This is a genomic window from Psychroflexus curvus (genome assembly GCF_020164585.1).
In the GTDB taxonomy this organism is placed as follows: domain Bacteria; phylum Bacteroidota; class Bacteroidia; order Flavobacteriales; family Flavobacteriaceae; genus Psychroflexus; species Psychroflexus curvus.
In genome coordinates this window covers 186,514-203,317 of record NZ_JAIQZF010000003.1, presented here as the reverse complement: position 1 = coordinate 203,317, position 16,804 = coordinate 186,514, and the positions used below count along the sequence as shown (strand labels likewise).

Genomic DNA, 16,804 nt, shown 5'->3' with positions numbered 1-16,804 from the left:
TTAATCATTTTAACAAAGATTGAGCATGAGCCAGAGCAGATTCAGAGGTTTTATCACCTCCCAGCATTTCGGCAAGCTCAACAACACGATCCTGGTTTTTAAGAACTTTTATATTGGATTGTGTTTTTTCGTTTTTAGTGGTTTTATATACTTTAAAATGCTGTTGGCCCATCCCCGCTATTTGCGGTAAGTGAGTAATAGAAATCACCTGTAAGGAAGCTGACATTTTTTTCATAATCACTCCCATTTTTGTCGCTACATCTCCGGAAACTCCAGTGTCTATTTCATCAAAAATGATGCTCGGCAAGTTTTCATATTGAGCCAACAAACTTTTTATAGCTAAAGTTATTCTCGACAATTCCCCTCCGGAAGCCACTTTTTTGATGTCCTGAGGTTTACTTCCCTTATTAGCAGAAAACAACCATTCAAAATCGTCTGCTCCTCTCGAGCTGAACGTTGAATTAAAAGCACCTTCAATCTTAAGCTTAGCATCTAGAATACCCAATTCACCTAACATGTCTTCAACAACTTTTGAAATAGTTGCCGTAGTTTTCAATCTGCTTTCAAAAAGTTTTTTGGCTAGTTTGGATAATTGCTCTTGTTGTTTTGAGATTTGAAGCTCAGCTTTTTGAAGTTCTTTTTCAGCATTTTCTTTTACAGAAACCTGTTGCTCGAGGGCTTCCTTAACTGTTAGGAGACCGTCAATATCTGGAACGTGATGCTTCTTTTGCAGCGTATAAATCAGTTGAAGCTTTTCGTTTACCTCTTCCAGGGCTTTAGGATCTGCATCCAAAGATTCCAGCTGGCTTTGAGTTTCAGAACTGATGTCTTCAGCTTCTATCAAAATACTTTCTATCCGTTGATGAAGCTCGCCGAGACTGGGGTCTAGCTGGGAAGCCTTTCTTAATTGCAAATTGATTTGCCTCAGCTGAGCAACCACACCAATCGATTCTTCATCCAACTGCTGAAAAGATTGACCCAATTTTTCCTGAAGTTCTTCGACATGACTCAACTTGCTTTGTGTTGACTCCAACTCTTCCTGAAGTCCGGGTTTGAGGTTAGCTTCCGTTAATTCTGAAAGTAAAAACACATTATAATCGTAAGCTTCAACAGCTTTTACCTGTTTAGATTTTAGCTCATCAAATTCTTTTCTGAATTTATTCAGTAATTTATAATTCTTCAGATAGTCTGACTTCAATTCTGAATTTTGAGCTACTGTATCTAAAACATCGTATTGGTAATCTTGATTTCCAATCGATAAGGTTTCATGCTGACTATGAATGTCTATGAGATGAACACCAAGCTCGCTCAAATTTGAGAGCCTCACTGGAGTGTCGTTTACAAAAGCTCTGGATTTTCCTGAAGGTAATATTTCCCGTCTGATGATAGTCTCTTCCTCATAATCCAAATCTAAATTTTCAAATAGAGATTTCAAACCGAAAGCACCAACAGAAAACTGGCCTTCGATAACGCATTTTTGTTCTGAATTTCTTATAGAATTAAGATCGGCTCGTTTTCCTAATAACAGAGAAAGTGCTCCAAGAATAATGGATTTACCTGCTCCGGTTTCACCAGTGATAATTGAGAAATTATCGGTGAATTCGAGACTGATGTCTTCGATAAGAGCAAAATTTTTGATCCCAAGAACTCTAAGCACAGATTAAAATTTAAGACATTAATACGAAAGCTAATCTACTAAATATTGACCGATCTGCACTACTATTACCTGCCAATCATTCTCCATTTCCTGTTATGTACAGGAGCAACCTGATTTAAAGTGCTCATGGTAGATTTGATATCCAGTTCTGGACCACCACTTAAAATCTGCATAAGTTCATCTGACTTTGCATCAAAAAATAGTCTAAATAAGACAGCATTAGGCCTGCTTTTTGAATTTTGCGAAATCAAATCGATTGCTGTGAGAATATTTTCTTTTCCTTTAAAAACATCTTTATGCATGACATCAAGACCCTCTCTATGATAAATATATATGGCTTTTCTGAAATTTGAAAAATTCCCGGAAAGCAAATCTCTGTTAATTCCAAACCTGCTTTGGGAAATTCCCGCGTCTCTCCAGCCTATGCCGCCTCTTTGCCCGGCTGCATTAACAATTTTTCTAGCTTCTTCATAAAACTCATCACCTGCGCCTTCCTCAAATGTATCTGCATCATATCCAAGAATGGTGTACACATAAAAACTAAGTGTAGAAATAAGATTACTACTGAATACATTAGGATTGTAATTCAAAGGCTCAAATTCCTTATAAATAAAATTGAAATTATCGTCTTTTATATTCAATAAAATCGAATTCATACTTGAACCAAAAATGGGCCGAGAAGACTGAACTTGAAGTGTCGCCTGAAAACTGTCTGCATCATAACTCTGCACCAAAATATTAAAACTGCACTTAATACGTTGATGAGGCTGGTAGTTGGCATCTGTCCAGCGTGTGTTATTGATGAATTCAGTGACATCCTTCTCCAGGGTGTTAAAAATAGAAAGCTGACTTCTTCCGGTCTGTTGAGCATCCAACACCACCTCTGCCTCAATAGCCTGAGGCGAAGCTGCTAAAGGAAACCATAAAACCAATAAAATATACTTAAGATTCATTATTTCATGATTTTCAAAATATGATTCAAAATATCCTCAGCAACGTCGGCTTTGGATTTAGTATCAAAACGAATGACTTCTGAATTTGTTATGATTTTGATTTTATTGGTTTCTTTCTTGAATCCCGCATCTTTATCATTAAGAGAATTCAACACTATAAAATCTAAATTTTTCTTTTTTAATTTAGATTTTGCATTCTCTTCTTCATTAGTGGTTTCAAGTGCAAACCCAACTAAAGTTTGATGTGTTTTCAAAGTTCCAAGATGCTTAAGGATATCTGGTGTAGGTTCTAAATCTATGCGCAAAGCATCTTCACTTTTCTTCAGTTTTTGATCGAATTGTTTCAAAGGCTTATAATCTGAAACCGCTGCTGCTGCAATTACAATATCAGAATTTTCAAAATGTGATATGGCAGATTCAAACATGTCCTGAGCGCTCATCACGTCAATTCTTTTTAATAGGCTATCCTGGAGTTTAAAGTGAGTTGGCCCTGTTATTAAATTTACCGCCGCCCCGAGTTTTAGGGCTTGTGCTGCCAGTTCAAAACCCATTTGCCCGCTAGAATGGTTACCTATAAACCGAACGGGATCAATGGCCTCATAAGTAGGGCCGGCTGTAATTGTAATCGTTTTTCCTGAAAGCGGAAGCCCCGAAAGTATATCCTGTTCTATGAAGTTAACAATATTTTCCGGCTCAGCCATTCTTCCTTCTCCACTGAGTCCACTGGCAAGAGGACCCGACTCTGGTTGAATGAATTTATTCCCAAAACTGATTAATTCATCAATACTGGCTTTGGAAGAAGCGTGTTTGTACATGTCGAGGTCCATTGCAGGAGCAAAGTAAACAGGACATTTGGCTGATAGATAAGTGGTAATTAAAAGATTATTGGCATTACCAGCAGCCATCTTAGAAAGCGTGTTGGCTGTTGCCGGAGCAATCAACATGAGATCGGCCCACAATCCAAGTTCGACGTGGTTATTCCAGTTTTTTTCTTCATCGGTAAATGAGGAAACTACCGGATTTTCTGAAAGTGTTGAGAGTGTAAGTGGAGTAACAAAGTGTTCAGACTCTGGAGTCATGACCACTTTTACATTGGCTCCAGCTTTTTTAAGGAGCCTTACCAAAAATGCAGATTTATAAGCGGCAATGCCACCCGTAATTCCTAATAGGATATGCTTGCCGCTTAAAATACTCATGTGCAATACGTGTTACTCTTCTGTATTTTCCTTGGTATTTCTGTAGTATATTTTATCGTCTAACCACTCATCCATAGCAATAGAATGTGGCTTTGGTAATCTTTCGTAGTATTTAGACACCTCTATTTGCTCTTTATTTTCAAAAACCTCATCAAGATTTTCATTATAAGTAGCAAATTCATCTAATTTCTCTAAAAGCTCTTTCTTCATCTCAACATTGATCTGATTGGCACGTTTAGAAACAATTGAAATCGCTTCATAAATGTTACCGGTAGCAGCATCAACTTTATTCTTGTTGATTGTAGTAGTGCTTAACGGAGCGCTGGTGTGTTTGATATTTGAATTCATAATTCTATTTGGGTATTAGTACGTTGTTCTATGTCTTGTGCGTATGTTTTGGCTTGATCCAAAAGTTCACTTTCGGAGTCACCATAATATTTGATAAAATCTTCATAGTAAAGCAAAGCTTCAGCCAAGCGTTCTGGAATTAAATAGGTCACACTGTTAATGGCTAAAATATAAGCAGATTCAAACTTGTAAAAATAGGCTTGCTCTCTAAATTTAGATCCTGGAAACTTGAGAATAAAATTGTCAAATGACTGTATCGCTGCTTTGTAACGCTCTGTATGATGGTATTGTTTTGATATTTCGTAAAATTTCTTTTCAATCTTTACGCTTAGCTCCTGAATAATATCATTCGCGGATGAGAAAAATTCTCCATCGGGATAGGTATTGAGATAGAATTGAAGTTTACTTATAGCTTTATAGGTGTCTTCCTGATCTTTACTATAAATTGGAGAGACTTCGTAATAACTTTTTGCACTCTTATAGAAAGCCTCTTCTACTTTTTCGCTATTGGGATAGGATTTAGTAAAACGTTCGAACATATACCCCGACATAAAATAATCTCCTACCAGGTAATGCGCATTTGCATTCATATAAGTTACCGTCTCCCCGGAAGGCTTCCCTTTATATTGTGGTAAGATTTGATCGAATAAACGAATTGCCTTACGGAAATACTTATTCTTACCTGTTTCGACTCCTTGACCGTAAAACTGCTTAGCCATTTTGTACTTTGGAGAAATCTCTTTCTCTTTTAAGACTTTCTGATACTCGCTACAAGAGGAGAATCCGGCTATAATAATCAAGAGAACTAATAATCGCTTCATAAACTTAAATATCGTGCAAAATTAGGGATAAATCTTCGATAATAAAAATGCAATAAAACCCAGGCTATTTCAACTGATTAATAAAAATACTCAGAGCTGATTTTAATTCTGGAGTTGCTTCAACTAATGGTAATCTTACAGACCCATTTATTATTTTTTTCAATTCTAAAACCGATTTGATTCCAGATGGATTTCCTTCTTTGAAAATGAGATCCATACCATTCATCAGTTGAAATTGAATTTTGTAAGCTTCGTCATTTTCTCTCTGTAAGCCTAAATTCACCATCCTGGTAAATTCAGAGGGAAAACCTTGAGCCATTACCGAAATCACACCTGCTCCACCAGCAAGAATCATGGGCAAGGTAATCATATCATCTCCAGAAATGACTAGAAAGTCTGCTGGAGTATCTCGTATCATTTGCATGGCTTGTACCATATCTCCCGAAGCTTCTTTTATGCCAATAATATTATCAAAATCATTGGCTAGTCGGTTCACCGTAAGCGGCAACATATTGGAACTTGTTCTTCCGGGAACATTATAAAGTATGACAGGAAGTGGAGAGGCTTTAGAAACAGCTGCAAAATGCTGGTAAATTCCTTCTTGAGTAGGCTTGTTATAAAACGGAGAAACCGAAAGAATGGCATCAAAACCATCAAGGTTTTCCTTAGCTAAATCTTTTACCAATTGTGAAGTATTATTACTCCCAATTCCATAAATTAAAGGCAACTTACCATTGTTTTCTTTTTTTATGATGGTTTTTACAAGCTCTTTTTCAACTTTTGTCAAGGTTGGACTTTCTGCAGTAGTCCCCATCACTACAATGTAATCTACTCCATTCTTAATCTGAAATTGAACCAAACGCCTCAAAGCATTTTCATCTATTTCATTCTCTCTAGTAAAGGGTGTCGCCAATGCAACTCCTGTCCCCAAAAACTGTGTCATTTTTTGTTTAAATTATGTGTTTAATATATTTCGAACTTTCTTCAAAAAAACGTAAATCTTTAGACTCCAAATCTAGTAAAAGATCATTTATTTTTTCATTGGACTCACATAAACCCACCTTTAAGTTGGCCTGTGCGAGTTGTGCTATATTCTCGAGATAATGTTCATTTTCCCCGAAAAAATTGAAAAGCAATTTATAATTGTGTTTCAAGAACTCAGTAATCACTTCAGACCTAGGTTGGCCGAGCAATGAAAAATCTTTTTTTGTGAAAATAAAATTTGACTTTTTTTCTTTTTCATAGTTTTTCCTGCTGAATCCTAAAAAAATAAGTTTTGAACTGTCTTCATCAAAATTATGCTCTATATGCTCCCGAAGTTGATTTCTATCTGAAACATCCGCGTTGAATAGTACACCCACCATAGACATTCTATCTCCCGTCATAGGGGACTTTGATGGCTTCAAGTTTTTTTTGATAAAATAAGTTTGTACCGAATTGAGCACCTTTAAATTTTAAATTAGATATAGATCATTTTTAATGTTGCGAACTTAAACATTCTAGCCTTTCAACCATGCCTGTCTTAATCTGAATTTAGGATTATCGCTATCTATTTCAGCTGACTCTAAGCTTGTTTTTTTGATGTAAGGCTGAGCCGTTTTGCCTTCAAAAGTCATTTCCTTACCATCTCTTAAGATAGTGATTTTAAAATCTTCACCTTCCTCCCAGGCCATAGAAGTCGAGATCAGATTCCTGATGTTTTGTAATGTATATTCAGTCCCATTTATTGACTTTATACTATCGCCTTTTTGTATTCCCAAATCTTTAAAAAACGAATTCATAGGGTAACTTTCCCTGAAAAAGACAGTGCCTTCATCCTGGTTAACATCAATAAACGGTGTCCTTCCATTCAAAAAATAACCGGTTTTAGATAAATTTTCGGTTTTTTCCACACCCACTTTGGCAAAATACTCTTCATAAGGAATCGGCGTACTTCCTGTCACATGCTTATCAAAAAATATTTGAATTTCAGGATAGGTTAACGCAACGATTTCAGCGATTAAATCATCATCTTTAAAAGGTGTGTCTTTTCCGTATTTAGAAATCAGAGTTTTCATCAAATCCAAAATACCCATCTCACCATCACTCAATTCTCTAAGTCGAATATCCAACGCCATACCTATCAATGCTCCTTTCTGGTAGACATTGTAATAAGAATCTTTGTATTCATCTTCAAGAATATGTTCACTCATTTCTGTAAACGACATAGTATCGTCAAATGCCATGGAAGTTTCAATCTTCTCATTCATACGTTGGTAAAACTCCTCTTCAGTAATCAAACCCTGGTTGATTTGAAATAAGTTAGCAAAATATTCAGTAACACCTTCATACATCCATAAATGCTTGGACATCTTAGGATCGTTATAATCGAAATAATGCACTTCCCTGGAGTGTATATTTAAAGGAGTAATGATGTGAAAAAATTCGTGAGAAACCACGTCGGTCATCGTTTCCTCAAGCTGCTCCAGAGTCATGGTTTCCGGCAACACCACACTTGTAGAAGTATGGTGTTCTAATGCACCAAATCCACGAGCATCGGGATTTTCCATGTCAGATAAGTAAAGTAAAATCGCATAAACATTGGTATTGTCAATTTCACCTAAAAAAGATTTTTGAGCCTGTACCATTTTCTCTAATGCTGGTTTCAGATCTTCAGTAGTATGCACACTATTTGGAGAGTGGATACTCAACAAGACTTTCATACCATCGATATCAAAACTTGTAGTGTCAGGTTCAGTATACAAAATGGGATGATCTATAACTCCAAAATACCTGTCGGTAAAAAATTCATCTGTCACGTAAGATCCCTGATCGGTTTGATTGATAACTGGCAAAGAAGCTGAAGCTGCCAGATTGGAAGGTCTGTGAACATTGATTTTGTAGGGCGTTTCCTTAGTATTTTCGAAATAACCTACCATCGCATGCAAATTTAGCATGAAATTGTCACCAGCTTCAAAATTGGTTCCTGCAGGAGAAAACACACCCCCCTCACCTTGACTATCAAAAGTGTCATCTACATAATAGGTAAGTTTATCGAAGCTGGATGAATTGGAAATCACCCACGTATTATCATCCTGGCGGGTGGCATCGATTGGATTTCCATCATAATCTAAAGCCACAAGGTCGCTGGAAAACTGACCGTAATCGTTGATGGCGTAGGTACCAGGAACTGTTTTGGGTAAATAAAATTTAAGCGAATCTGAAGCTATGGGTCCTGGATTCACCGTCACTTTTACTCTGTCATTTTCAACTTCATGAAGAAAAACATCCACAACTATAAGATCATTTTCCTTTTGGGAAACCGATTTACAACTAATTACAGTTGCTAGAACACCTAAGACTAAAATTAATTTTTTCATCCTCTTGATTTTTAATTAGACTATCTATTCTGATCCTGCCCGTCCAAGTTTCGCAGGCGGGCCTGCCCGTCCAAGTCACGCAGGCGAATTTGTTACGACATTTAAAATTTTATGACTTTATTTAATGTATTTATATCCTTCGAAGCTCCAAAAATGTAAACCAAATCATCAATTTCTATTTTTGTGCTGGGTTGAATATCTGAGATATATTTCCTGCCGCGCTTGATAGCTAAAACCGTCACATTATAATTTTTACCAATTCCGGATTCACCAATAGTAGCCCCTGCAATATTATTATTCCCATGTTGAACATGAAGCGTGACCACTTCCTTGTCTGGTATGTTCAATTGCTGAAAAACAGCATTGGTAGATGTAGGTTTGATACTTGTCAACATTTCGTAGTCGGATGACCTAATGTTGGTTACTATATTTTCTATGTCACCTTGAGTCACCATATACTGTCTGAGGACTCGGGTAAATATTTCAATAGAAGTTTCAAATTCTTCGGGTATGACCTCATCTGCTCCTACTTTCATGTTTTCTTCAATTTCTTTCACATAGCGTGTTCTCACGATGATATAAACCGTTTGTGAAAACAATCGGACGGATGAAATAATCTTTTTGGTAGCATTAGGGTCGGATATCGCAATTACCACTACCCTCGCATTTTGGATATTGATATGCTTTAAGATTTCCGGATCTGAAGCATCTCCAAAAACAATGGGCTGATTTTTCTCTTTTGCCAGTTTAATGGCGTCGTAATCCATGTCCAAAATCACATAAGGTATATCAATATGAGACGTAACTCTGGAAATATTCTGTCCATTGATTCCATACCCCACAATCACAACGTGGTCTTTCCAATCCTGCTCCTGATCAATTTCTTGACTACTACTATCAATTTTTCGTTTGTTCATACGTTTTCTCACACGTTTTGGAATAGCAGCTCTTAAAAGGTAATCTGACATAGTGTGAGATTTCTGCAATACAAAAGGCGTCAAAGCCATGGTGATGATGGATACGGCAAGAAAATATTGATACAATTCGTTAGGCAATAAGTCATTTTGCAAACCTACAGTTGAAAGCAAAAGAGAAAATTCCCCAACTTGAAAAATACTAAATGCTGACATGAACACTGACCTGGGCTGGTTTTTGAGGAGCAGCGCTACTAATCCTACAATTAACATTTTAATGACCAAAACAGCCAGGACAAAAAGTAAAATATAAACAACATTGTTTATAAAAAAGTTGATATCCAAGAGGGAGCCAACGGATATAAAAAAGAAACTTATAAATATCTCTCGAAACGGCAAAACGTTGGCTGTTGCCTGATGACTATATTCCGATTCTGAAATAATTAACCCTGCGAAAAATGCTCCTAAAGCTAGAGACAAGCCAACAGAAGAGGTTAGCCACGCCACAGAAAAGCAAAAGACGATGGTGGTTAGAATAAATAACTCTCTGTTTTTTGATTTAACAACCAATTTAAAAACGAAAGGCACAACATACTTTTGAAGCACAAATACCACCACTCCAACACCTATAAGTTTAGCCAGAAGAATAAGTAAAGTCTCTCCTATATTTTCTGCTTTTCCCGCTAAAATCGGTGTCAGCAACATCATCGGTACGACGATAATATCTTGAAAAATAAGAATGCCTAAGGCTATCCTACCGTGAGGTGATTTTATCTCACCTTTTTCTTGCAGCATTTTTAAGACGATAGCTGTACTACTTAGAGAAATTAAAAACCCCAGAAAAACAGCCGTATTGATCTCTACACCAAGAGCCATTGCAACTAAAGCTGTGATCAGTATTGTTCCTGCTACCTGTAAACCACCACCAACAAAAACGGTCTTTTTGATTTTCATCAAACCACTGAAGGACAACTCTATACCAATTATAAACAGCAGAAAAATAATCCCGATTTCTGAAAGTAATTCTACTTCGTGAGAAGAGCTTAAAAGATTGAAAGCACTAGGTCCTACAATAATACCAGCAAACAAAAATCCAAGAATTGAAGGTACTTTTAATTTCTGGAAAGCTAAAATAATGACAATTGAAATGCCTAAAACGACAACGATTTCCTTGAGTAGTGGTATTTCCATAATTAAATTTAAGGGTTTTGCAAAAATACTAAAATAAAATTCTTAATGTCATCTGCAAACGCTAAATAAAAAACGGACAATTCCTATAAATTATATTTCAGGCTAGCTTTGATAAGCTCATATCCCTTTGTGGGTTTTAATTATATTTACGCCAAAAATGATTTAGATGAATAAAGTCAGCATACTTCTTTTAATTTTAGGTTTATGGTCCTGTTCAGACACACCACAAAAACTTGTAAAAATCGAAGGGAAACACGTTCAAATTTCAGATTCTATTACCAAGAATAAAGAATTAGAAGGCTATATAGCTCCTTACCGGAAAAGAATAAAAGATGAAATGGAAGGAGTTCTTGCCTTCACTCCTGAAGCGATGAACAAGTCTGATTTCAAATTCAACACACCCATCGGCAACATGATGGCAGATGCAGTTATGGAGATGGCGAATCCCATTTTTCATGAAAGAACGGGTAAGAATATAGATTTGGTACTTCTGAATTATGGTGGTATTCGGTCTGGAATAAACGCTGGAGATATGACCACAAGAACTGCTTATAACATTATGCCGTTTGAAAATGAGGTTGTGGTTGCTGAATTGGCTTCAGATGAACTTCAAGTTTTGATAGATTATCTTGTTCAAAACAAAGTAGCTCACCCCATCGCAGGGCTTCAGGTGATTTTGGATGCTGAAGGCAACCTGGATGAAGCTAAAGTGAACAGGGAGCAAACCCGCCTGCGTTTCTTGGACGGGCAGGTTCAAAAGAAATCCTTCTACGTAGCCACTTCAGATTATTTAATAAAAGGCGGTGATCGCATGGATTTTTTCTTGAAGGCAAAGGACATACAAACGCTGGATTATAAATTGAGAAATTTGCTTATCGATTATTTCAAAAAGAAAGACACCATTGCTCCAGCAAGGGATCAACGCTTTATTCAACTTCAAAACTAAACGCATGAATCGATTGAAATTTGTAAAAACAGCTGGGGCGGCAACTGGTTTTTTGGCTGCAGGAGGTATGGGCGTTTGGAGTGCTTTTAAACCTAAGGTTTTCTCAAAGCACCTCACCATTTTGCACACCAACGATGTGCATAGCCATATCGATCCCTTTCCTGCAAACGATAGCAATTTCCCTAATCTTGGGGGAGTTTCCAGAAGATATAGCTATATCCAGAATGTAAAATCTGAAAACCCAAACACGCTGATTCTAGATGCTGGTGATGCTTTCCAGGGAACGCCCTACTTCAATTTTTACGGCGGTGAACTCGAATATAAGTTGATGACCAAAATGGGCTACCACGCTTCGACCATTGGAAATCATGAGTTTGATAATGGCATTGATAATATTGCTGCGCAACTGCAACATGCCGAATTTGATTTGCTTAATTCTAACTATGACCTTTCCAACACGAGCCTGGGGAGCTTGGTTAAACCTTACCAGGTTTATGAAGTTAATAACCTTAAAGTGGGGGTCTTTGCACTCGGAATTCAACTGGATGGCTTAGTTTCTAAAGACCTTTACAAAGAAACGGAATACCTGGATCCCGTTGAAATTACTCAAGAACAGGTGAAAATCTTAAAAAAAGATCTGGAATGCGATTTGGTCATTTGCTTGTCGCACCTTGGCTACAGCTATAAGTCTGACAAAATTGATGACTTGAAACTAGCAGCGCAAACCAGGGGTATTGACCTTATCATTGGCGGACATACCCATACGTTTTTAGAAAAGCCGAGCGTGGTTGACAATCTCGATGGTAAAAAAGTACTCGTGAATCAAGTGGGATGGGCTGGAATAAACGTGGGCCGAATCGATTTTTATTTTGATGAAGCTGGAGCTAGTGAGAATAAAAGCCTGGTAATTGAGGTTTAAATTTATTTGATAGATAAAATTTTTAGATAAAATTTACACACTACAAAGAAACCATGAAGGCAGAGTCTAAATGTTTTAAAAAAAACCTTGGAATTGTAAAACTTAAACAAGTCTTTAATCTTGTTTCTTTGCTCTTTTTTCAGATTGTTACTCCTCTATCATCTCCAAAAACTCATCTTCGGTAATAATTTTGATTCCAAGATTCTCTGCTTTCGTGCGTTTGCTTGGTCCCATATTATCTCCGGCAACCAGGTAATCTGTCTTTTTAGAAATAGAACTTGTGTTTTTTCCGCCGTGGGTCTCTATCAGTTTTTGAATTTCTTTTCTGGATACTTTTTCAAAAACACCTGAAATCACTAAAGTTAAATCTGCTAACTTCTGACTTTGATTTTCCAGTTCATCTTCAGAAATTTCAAGATTTAGACCATATTTTTGAAGTCTGATGATGCGTTCTTTATTGGCATCATCATTAAAGAAATCAACTACACTCTGTGCTATGCGTTCACCTATCTCATCTACAGCTACAAGGCTTTCTAAACTTGCCGATGCCAAAACATCTATGCTTTTATAAAATTTCACCAGTTTTTTAGCAACGGTTTCTCCTACATACCGAATTCCCAAACCAAAAAGAACACGTTCAAAAGGGACTTCCTTGGAAGCTTCAATCCCTTGAATCAGATTTTCTGCAGATTTTTCAGCCATACGCTCTAAAGGAAGAACATCTTCTTTTTTCAAAGTATAGAGATCTGCATAATCTTCGATTAGATTTTCTTTCACCAGCAAAGCCACTGTTTCTCCACCAAGCCCTTCAATATCCATGGCTTTTCTTGAAATAAAATGCTGAATACGTCCAATGATCTGAGGCGGACAACCTTCCGTATTTGGGCAAAAATGGAGAGCTTCCCCTTCTTTTCGTTCTAGAGGAGTTTCACAGACAGGACATTCATTGATATACGCTGTGGGTTCAGAATCTGGATCGCGATGTGTAAAATCTACACCGATTATTTTTGGAATAATTTCCCCTCCTTTTTCTACGAAAACCACATCCCCTTCTCTGATGTCTAACTTTTCGATTTGATCGGCGTTATGCAAAGAAGCGCGTTTTACTGTGGTTCCTGCCAGCTGTACAGGGTCTAAATTAGCTACCGGCGTTATAGCTCCTGTTCTTCCAACCTGGTAAGTGATTTCGTTTAATGTCGTCGATACTTGCTCGGCTTTAAATTTGTAAGCCATCGCCCATCGTGGGGATTTTGCCGTATAACCCAGCTCTTCCTGGTGTTGTAAGCTGTTCACTTTTATCACAACGCCATCGGTTTCGTAAGGCAGATCCCGTCTATGCTCATCCCAATAATTAATGTAAGCAAAGACCTCATCCATAGATTTAGCGAGTTGAGCTTCTCTGGGAACGTTGAAGCCCCATTCCCTAGCTTTGTTCAGGCTTTCCATTTGAGTGTCAACACCTAGATTTTCACCTGTCAGATTGTACAGCAAACACAATAAAGGTCGCCTTGCTACTTCACCACTATCTTGGAGTTTCAAGCTTCCGGAGGCTGTATTTCTTGGGTTGGCATAGGGTTCTTCTCCCTGCTCTACTTTCTCCGCATTTAGTTTTGCAAAGCCTTCATAAGGCAAAACAATTTCTCCCCGTATATCAAATCGATTTGGAAAATCGTCGCCTTTCAGTTTCAGCGGAACAGATCTAATCGTTTTTACATTTTGAGTAATCTCATCGCCTTGAGTTCCGTCACCGCGAGTGACCGCTCTTAAAAACTCGCCGTTTTCATAAGTTAAGCTGATAGAAGCACCATCATATTTCAATTCGCAAGTGAACTCAACAGGCTCTTCTATTATTTTTTGAATTCGAGTTTCCCAGTCATCAAGATCCTCTTTGGAATACGAATTTGACAAGGAATACATCGGAAAATCATGCACAACCGTTTGGAAATTTTTGGTCACCTCACCCCCAACCCGCATCGTAGGCGAATTGGAATCTTTAAACTCTGGATGCGCCTGTTCTAGTTGCTGTAACTCTTTCAATTTCATGTCAAAATCATAGTCAGAAATCTCAGGACTATCCAGAACATAATACTTATAATTATGCTCGTGAAGCTCTGATCTAAGCTGTTCTATCTTCTGTTGTATATCCATGAAATCAAAAAATTAATGAAGTTAGCTTGGGGTATAAATTTAAACTAAAATCTTTGAAAATCAGTCTTAAAAACCAGCATTCAAATAAGTTTAATAAGCTTTTAGCATTCTATCATTCCCCCGAAAATCTCTCCTTAGCTCAACCCGCTCAAATCCAAAATCTTTAAACAACTGACGAGTTTCTTCTGCCAGATATTGACTGACTTCCACATAAACCACAGGTGTTTTGGTTTGTTTGGTAGCTAATTCAGCAATCTTTCTATAAAACACCAGGGGATCCTCGTTTTCGACGAACAAAGCTACATGAGGCTCATTGTCCAAAACATTCTTTTTTATACCGTGTCGTTCGTTATACTTAACATAAGGCGGGTTAGATACAATGATATCTACTTCTGCTAATTCTTCCAGTTCCAGTAAATTATCCTGTATAAATTCAATTTGAGTAGTATTCTCTTCGGAGCCTGCCTCTCCAAGACACGCAGACAGGTTTGACGCTGCAAGACTTAATGCCTCTGCAGAAATATCTAAAGCTTTTATCTTAGCTTCAGGAAGATGCTTGGCTAGTGCGATAGGAATGCAGCCACTACCGGTGCCTAAATCTATTATGGACAACTTAAGGTTGGAAGACAGGTAGTCATCCAGAATCCATTGGACAAGCTCTTCGGTTTCTGGCCGTGGAATCAATACATGCGAATTAACCTTAAGCTTCAAACCAAAAAATTCTGAATAACCTAATATATACTGGATGGGCTCTTGCTTAATAAGCCTGGCTTTAGCTTCTTCAAATTTTAAAAGTTGGGTTTTCTCCAACTTAACTTCAGTTTTAAGCAGTAAATCGTGAGTTTTTAAATGCAGGATATCTTCTGCAAGCCAGGAAAACAGTGATGAAGCTTCATTCGTTTCATAAACAGATGAAAGGTCTTCTAAAAAATTTTCCTTTAAAACTTTTAAATTTGTCATTCTTCCTCAGTCTTATGACTACTTGAAACTTCGAAGCCAAAGACAGCTTCAAATTTATCGTATATCATTTCGAACTCTTTTTTTCTCACCCCAATTTTAAATTGGCAATTCAACTTCAGATCCTGCTCTAAAATCTCTAAATCGTATTCCTTGACCAACCTCATCACCAGGTTCATTTTATCGTATTCACAAGTGACATCAAAATCGAGATTTATGGTTTTAGAAACAAGTTTACTGTTTTCCAGGGCGAGCTTTGCAGCGGTTTTATAAGCTGAAATCAAGCCTCCAACACCAAGTTTAGTTCCACCGAAATACCTAACCACAACTATCAAAATGTTGGTGACTTCAAAATTTTGCAACTGACCCAGAATTGGCATACCTGCAGAATTAGAAGGCTCGCCATCATCGTTGACTCTGAAGTGCTCGTAATTTTTTCCTATTTGCCAGGCATAACAGAAATGACCTGCTTTATTGTGTTTAGATTTCAGCTCAAGAAGCGCAGACTCTACATCATCTTCGGAAACTACAGGAAACGCATAGCCAAAGAACTTACTTGCTCTTTCCTTAAAAAGGATTTCAGAACTAGGGCGATCAATCGTTTTGTAAGCGTCTTTTTCCAATAAATATTGAGTTTGACCAGAGAATTAGCTTCCTAGCCTTGAATTAAGAATATCGCAGGTCTTTTGTGCAAATCTATGGAAGTTTTCTTCCATTCCGCAGCAGTTTGTGTTTTTACAAATTCAGTCGAAAGTGTAAGGTCAACAGCAACACAAATTCTGGTAGAAGCCTGTAAAGTCGAAACTAGGCTAATCAGTAATTTGTTATTTCTGTAGGGCGTTTCGATGAAAATCTGAGCCTGATTATTAGTTATGGAAGCCTTTTCTATTTTCTTTACAAACTGCCTGCGCTCCTGATTATCGATAGGTAAATACCCGTGAAACACAAAACTTTGGCCATTAAGTCCACTGGACATTAAAGCTAGTAAAATAGAAGATGGTCCTACCAGGGGAACCACCTTAATATCTTTTTGATGAGCCAAAGCTACTATCTGGGCTCCAGGATCTGCAACACCAGGACAGCCTGCATCAGAAAGCAATCCCATGCTGATTCCCTGCTCGCAGGGATCCAAAAAATTAGGAATTTCTAATTCTGAAGTGAATTTATTGAGAAGCCTGAATTCAAGACCAGGCTGAGATTTGGAAGGCACAATTTTTTTTATAAAATGCCTGGCCACCTTTTCGTTTTCAACAATATAGTGATCGATTTCGTTTATGACTTTTCTGATAGAAAGCGGAAGTACTTCTAAAGGTGGTGAATCTCCAAGTCGATTTGGAATAAGATAAAGTAGGCCTTTTTCCTTAAGGTTTTCCATTTCTGTTGATTAGGTTAGTA

Annotated in this window: 15 protein-coding genes; 2 read left to right on the top strand and 13 right to left on the bottom strand. The window is 37.4% G+C overall.

Going from position 1 to position 16,804, the window contains the following annotated elements; translation table 11 throughout:
- Positions 1–4: 4 nt before the first annotated feature.
- From recN to LB450_RS05280, 9 genes are all read right to left on the bottom strand, one after another.
- Entirely contained in the window at positions 5–1,657 is a 1,653-nt protein-coding gene (gene recN / locus LB450_RS05320; RefSeq protein WP_224486822.1) for a DNA repair protein RecN, read from the bottom strand.
- A 65-nt stretch (positions 1,658–1,722) separates the two neighbouring features.
- The gene (gene porD / locus LB450_RS05315; RefSeq protein WP_224486821.1) at positions 1,723–2,610 is read right to left on the bottom strand and encodes a type IX secretion system protein PorD; all 888 of its coding nucleotides are present in this window, start codon (positions 2,608–2,610) and stop codon (positions 1,723–1,725) included.
- Entirely contained in the window at positions 2,610–3,806 is a 1,197-nt protein-coding gene (coaBC, locus tag LB450_RS05310; RefSeq protein ID WP_224486820.1) for a bifunctional phosphopantothenoylcysteine decarboxylase/phosphopantothenate--cysteine ligase CoaBC, read from the bottom strand. Before coaBC ends, porD begins: the two co-directional genes overlap by 1 nt.
- A gap of 12 nt (positions 3,807–3,818) precedes the next feature.
- Complete coding sequence (locus LB450_RS05305) at positions 3,819–4,154, bottom strand: DNA-directed RNA polymerase subunit omega (RefSeq protein WP_224486819.1); 336 nt, start codon at positions 4,152–4,154, stop codon at positions 3,819–3,821.
- Positions 4,151–4,975 carry an outer membrane protein assembly factor BamD gene (locus tag LB450_RS05300; RefSeq protein ID WP_224486818.1) on the bottom strand — a complete coding sequence of 275 codons (825 nt, stop codon included), beginning with the start codon at positions 4,973–4,975 and terminating at the stop codon, positions 4,151–4,153. Before LB450_RS05300 ends, LB450_RS05305 begins: the two co-directional genes overlap by 4 nt.
- Before the next feature lie 64 nt (positions 4,976–5,039).
- Positions 5,040–5,918 (bottom strand): 4-hydroxy-tetrahydrodipicolinate synthase, encoded by an 879-nt coding sequence (gene dapA / locus LB450_RS05295; RefSeq protein ID WP_224486817.1) that lies wholly within the window; start codon positions 5,916–5,918, stop codon positions 5,040–5,042.
- Positions 5,919–5,925: 7 nt separating this feature from the next.
- The gene (locus LB450_RS05290; RefSeq protein ID WP_407692570.1) at positions 5,926–6,420 is read right to left on the bottom strand and encodes a DUF6913 domain-containing protein; all 495 of its coding nucleotides are present in this window, start codon (positions 6,418–6,420) and stop codon (positions 5,926–5,928) included.
- A 54-nt stretch (positions 6,421–6,474) separates the two neighbouring features.
- Complete coding sequence (locus tag LB450_RS05285) at positions 6,475–8,334, bottom strand: M61 family metallopeptidase (protein WP_224486815.1); 1,860 nt, start codon at positions 8,332–8,334, stop codon at positions 6,475–6,477.
- 101 nt (positions 8,335–8,435) lie between these two features.
- The gene (locus tag LB450_RS05280; protein ID WP_224486814.1) at positions 8,436–10,439 is read right to left on the bottom strand and encodes a cation:proton antiporter domain-containing protein; all 2,004 of its coding nucleotides are present in this window, start codon (positions 10,437–10,439) and stop codon (positions 8,436–8,438) included.
- A 166-nt stretch (positions 10,440–10,605) separates the two neighbouring features.
- On the opposite strand from LB450_RS05280, the gene LB450_RS05275 reads away from it, so the two are divergent.
- Together LB450_RS05275 and LB450_RS05270 are read left to right on the top strand one after the other, a co-directional pair.
- Entirely contained in the window at positions 10,606–11,385 is a 780-nt protein-coding gene (locus LB450_RS05275) for a 5'-nucleotidase C-terminal domain-containing protein (RefSeq protein ID WP_224486813.1), read from the top strand.
- Positions 11,386–11,389: 4 nt separating this feature from the next.
- Positions 11,390–12,304, top strand: a complete 915-nt coding sequence (locus LB450_RS05270) for a bifunctional metallophosphatase/5'-nucleotidase (protein ID WP_224486812.1) — start codon at positions 11,390–11,392, stop codon at positions 12,302–12,304.
- Between the two features lie 147 nt (positions 12,305–12,451).
- Here the strand turns inward: LB450_RS05270 and ligA are convergent, their stop codons facing one another.
- The 4 genes from ligA to LB450_RS05250 form a co-directional block, all read right to left on the bottom strand.
- Positions 12,452–14,452 carry an NAD-dependent DNA ligase LigA gene (gene ligA, locus LB450_RS05265; RefSeq protein ID WP_224486811.1) on the bottom strand — a complete coding sequence of 667 codons (2,001 nt, stop codon included), beginning with the start codon at positions 14,450–14,452 and terminating at the stop codon, positions 12,452–12,454.
- Between the two features lie 90 nt (positions 14,453–14,542).
- The gene (prmC, locus tag LB450_RS05260; protein WP_224486810.1) at positions 14,543–15,412 is read right to left on the bottom strand and encodes a peptide chain release factor N(5)-glutamine methyltransferase; all 870 of its coding nucleotides are present in this window, start codon (positions 15,410–15,412) and stop codon (positions 14,543–14,545) included.
- Positions 15,409–16,032, bottom strand: coding sequence for an IMPACT family protein (locus tag LB450_RS05255; protein WP_224486809.1), 624 nt, complete (start codon positions 16,030–16,032; stop codon positions 15,409–15,411). Before LB450_RS05255 ends, prmC begins: the two co-directional genes overlap by 4 nt.
- Positions 16,033–16,064: 32 nt before the next feature.
- On the bottom strand, positions 16,065–16,784 hold the full coding sequence (locus tag LB450_RS05250) for an SAM-dependent methyltransferase (protein ID WP_224486808.1): 720 nt from the start codon (positions 16,782–16,784) through the stop codon (positions 16,065–16,067).
- Positions 16,785–16,804: the final 20 nt, after the last annotated feature.

Excerpts from the sequence above, each read along its gene's own strand:
- LB450_RS05305 (WP_224486819.1), bottom strand. The coding sequence starts at position 4,154 with ATGAATTCAAATATCAAACACACCAGCGCTCCGTTAAGCACTACTACA.
- coaBC (WP_224486820.1), bottom strand. The coding sequence starts at position 3,806 with ATGAGTATTTTAAGCGGCAAGCATATCCTATTAGGAATTACGGGTGGC.
- porD (WP_224486821.1), bottom strand. The coding sequence starts at position 2,610 with ATGAATCTTAAGTATATTTTATTGGTTTTATGGTTTCCTTTAGCAGCT.
- dapA (WP_224486817.1), bottom strand. The coding sequence starts at position 5,918 with ATGACACAGTTTTTGGGGACAGGAGTTGCATTGGCGACACCCTTTACT.
- LB450_RS05275 (WP_224486813.1), top strand. The coding sequence starts at position 10,606 with ATGAATAAAGTCAGCATACTTCTTTTAATTTTAGGTTTATGGTCCTGT.
- LB450_RS05285 (WP_224486815.1), bottom strand. The coding sequence starts at position 8,334 with ATGAAAAAATTAATTTTAGTCTTAGGTGTTCTAGCAACTGTAATTAGT.
- ligA (WP_224486811.1), bottom strand. The coding sequence starts at position 14,452 with ATGGATATACAACAGAAGATAGAACAGCTTAGATCAGAGCTTCACGAG.
- LB450_RS05250 (WP_224486808.1), bottom strand. The coding sequence starts at position 16,784 with ATGGAAAACCTTAAGGAAAAAGGCCTACTTTATCTTATTCCAAATCGA.
- LB450_RS05270 (WP_224486812.1), top strand. The coding sequence starts at position 11,390 with ATGAATCGATTGAAATTTGTAAAAACAGCTGGGGCGGCAACTGGTTTT.
- LB450_RS05280 (WP_224486814.1), bottom strand. The coding sequence starts at position 10,439 with ATGGAAATACCACTACTCAAGGAAATCGTTGTCGTTTTAGGCATTTCA.
- prmC (WP_224486810.1), bottom strand. The coding sequence starts at position 15,412 with ATGACAAATTTAAAAGTTTTAAAGGAAAATTTTTTAGAAGACCTTTCA.
- LB450_RS05300 (WP_224486818.1), bottom strand. The coding sequence starts at position 4,975 with ATGAAGCGATTATTAGTTCTCTTGATTATTATAGCCGGATTCTCCTCT.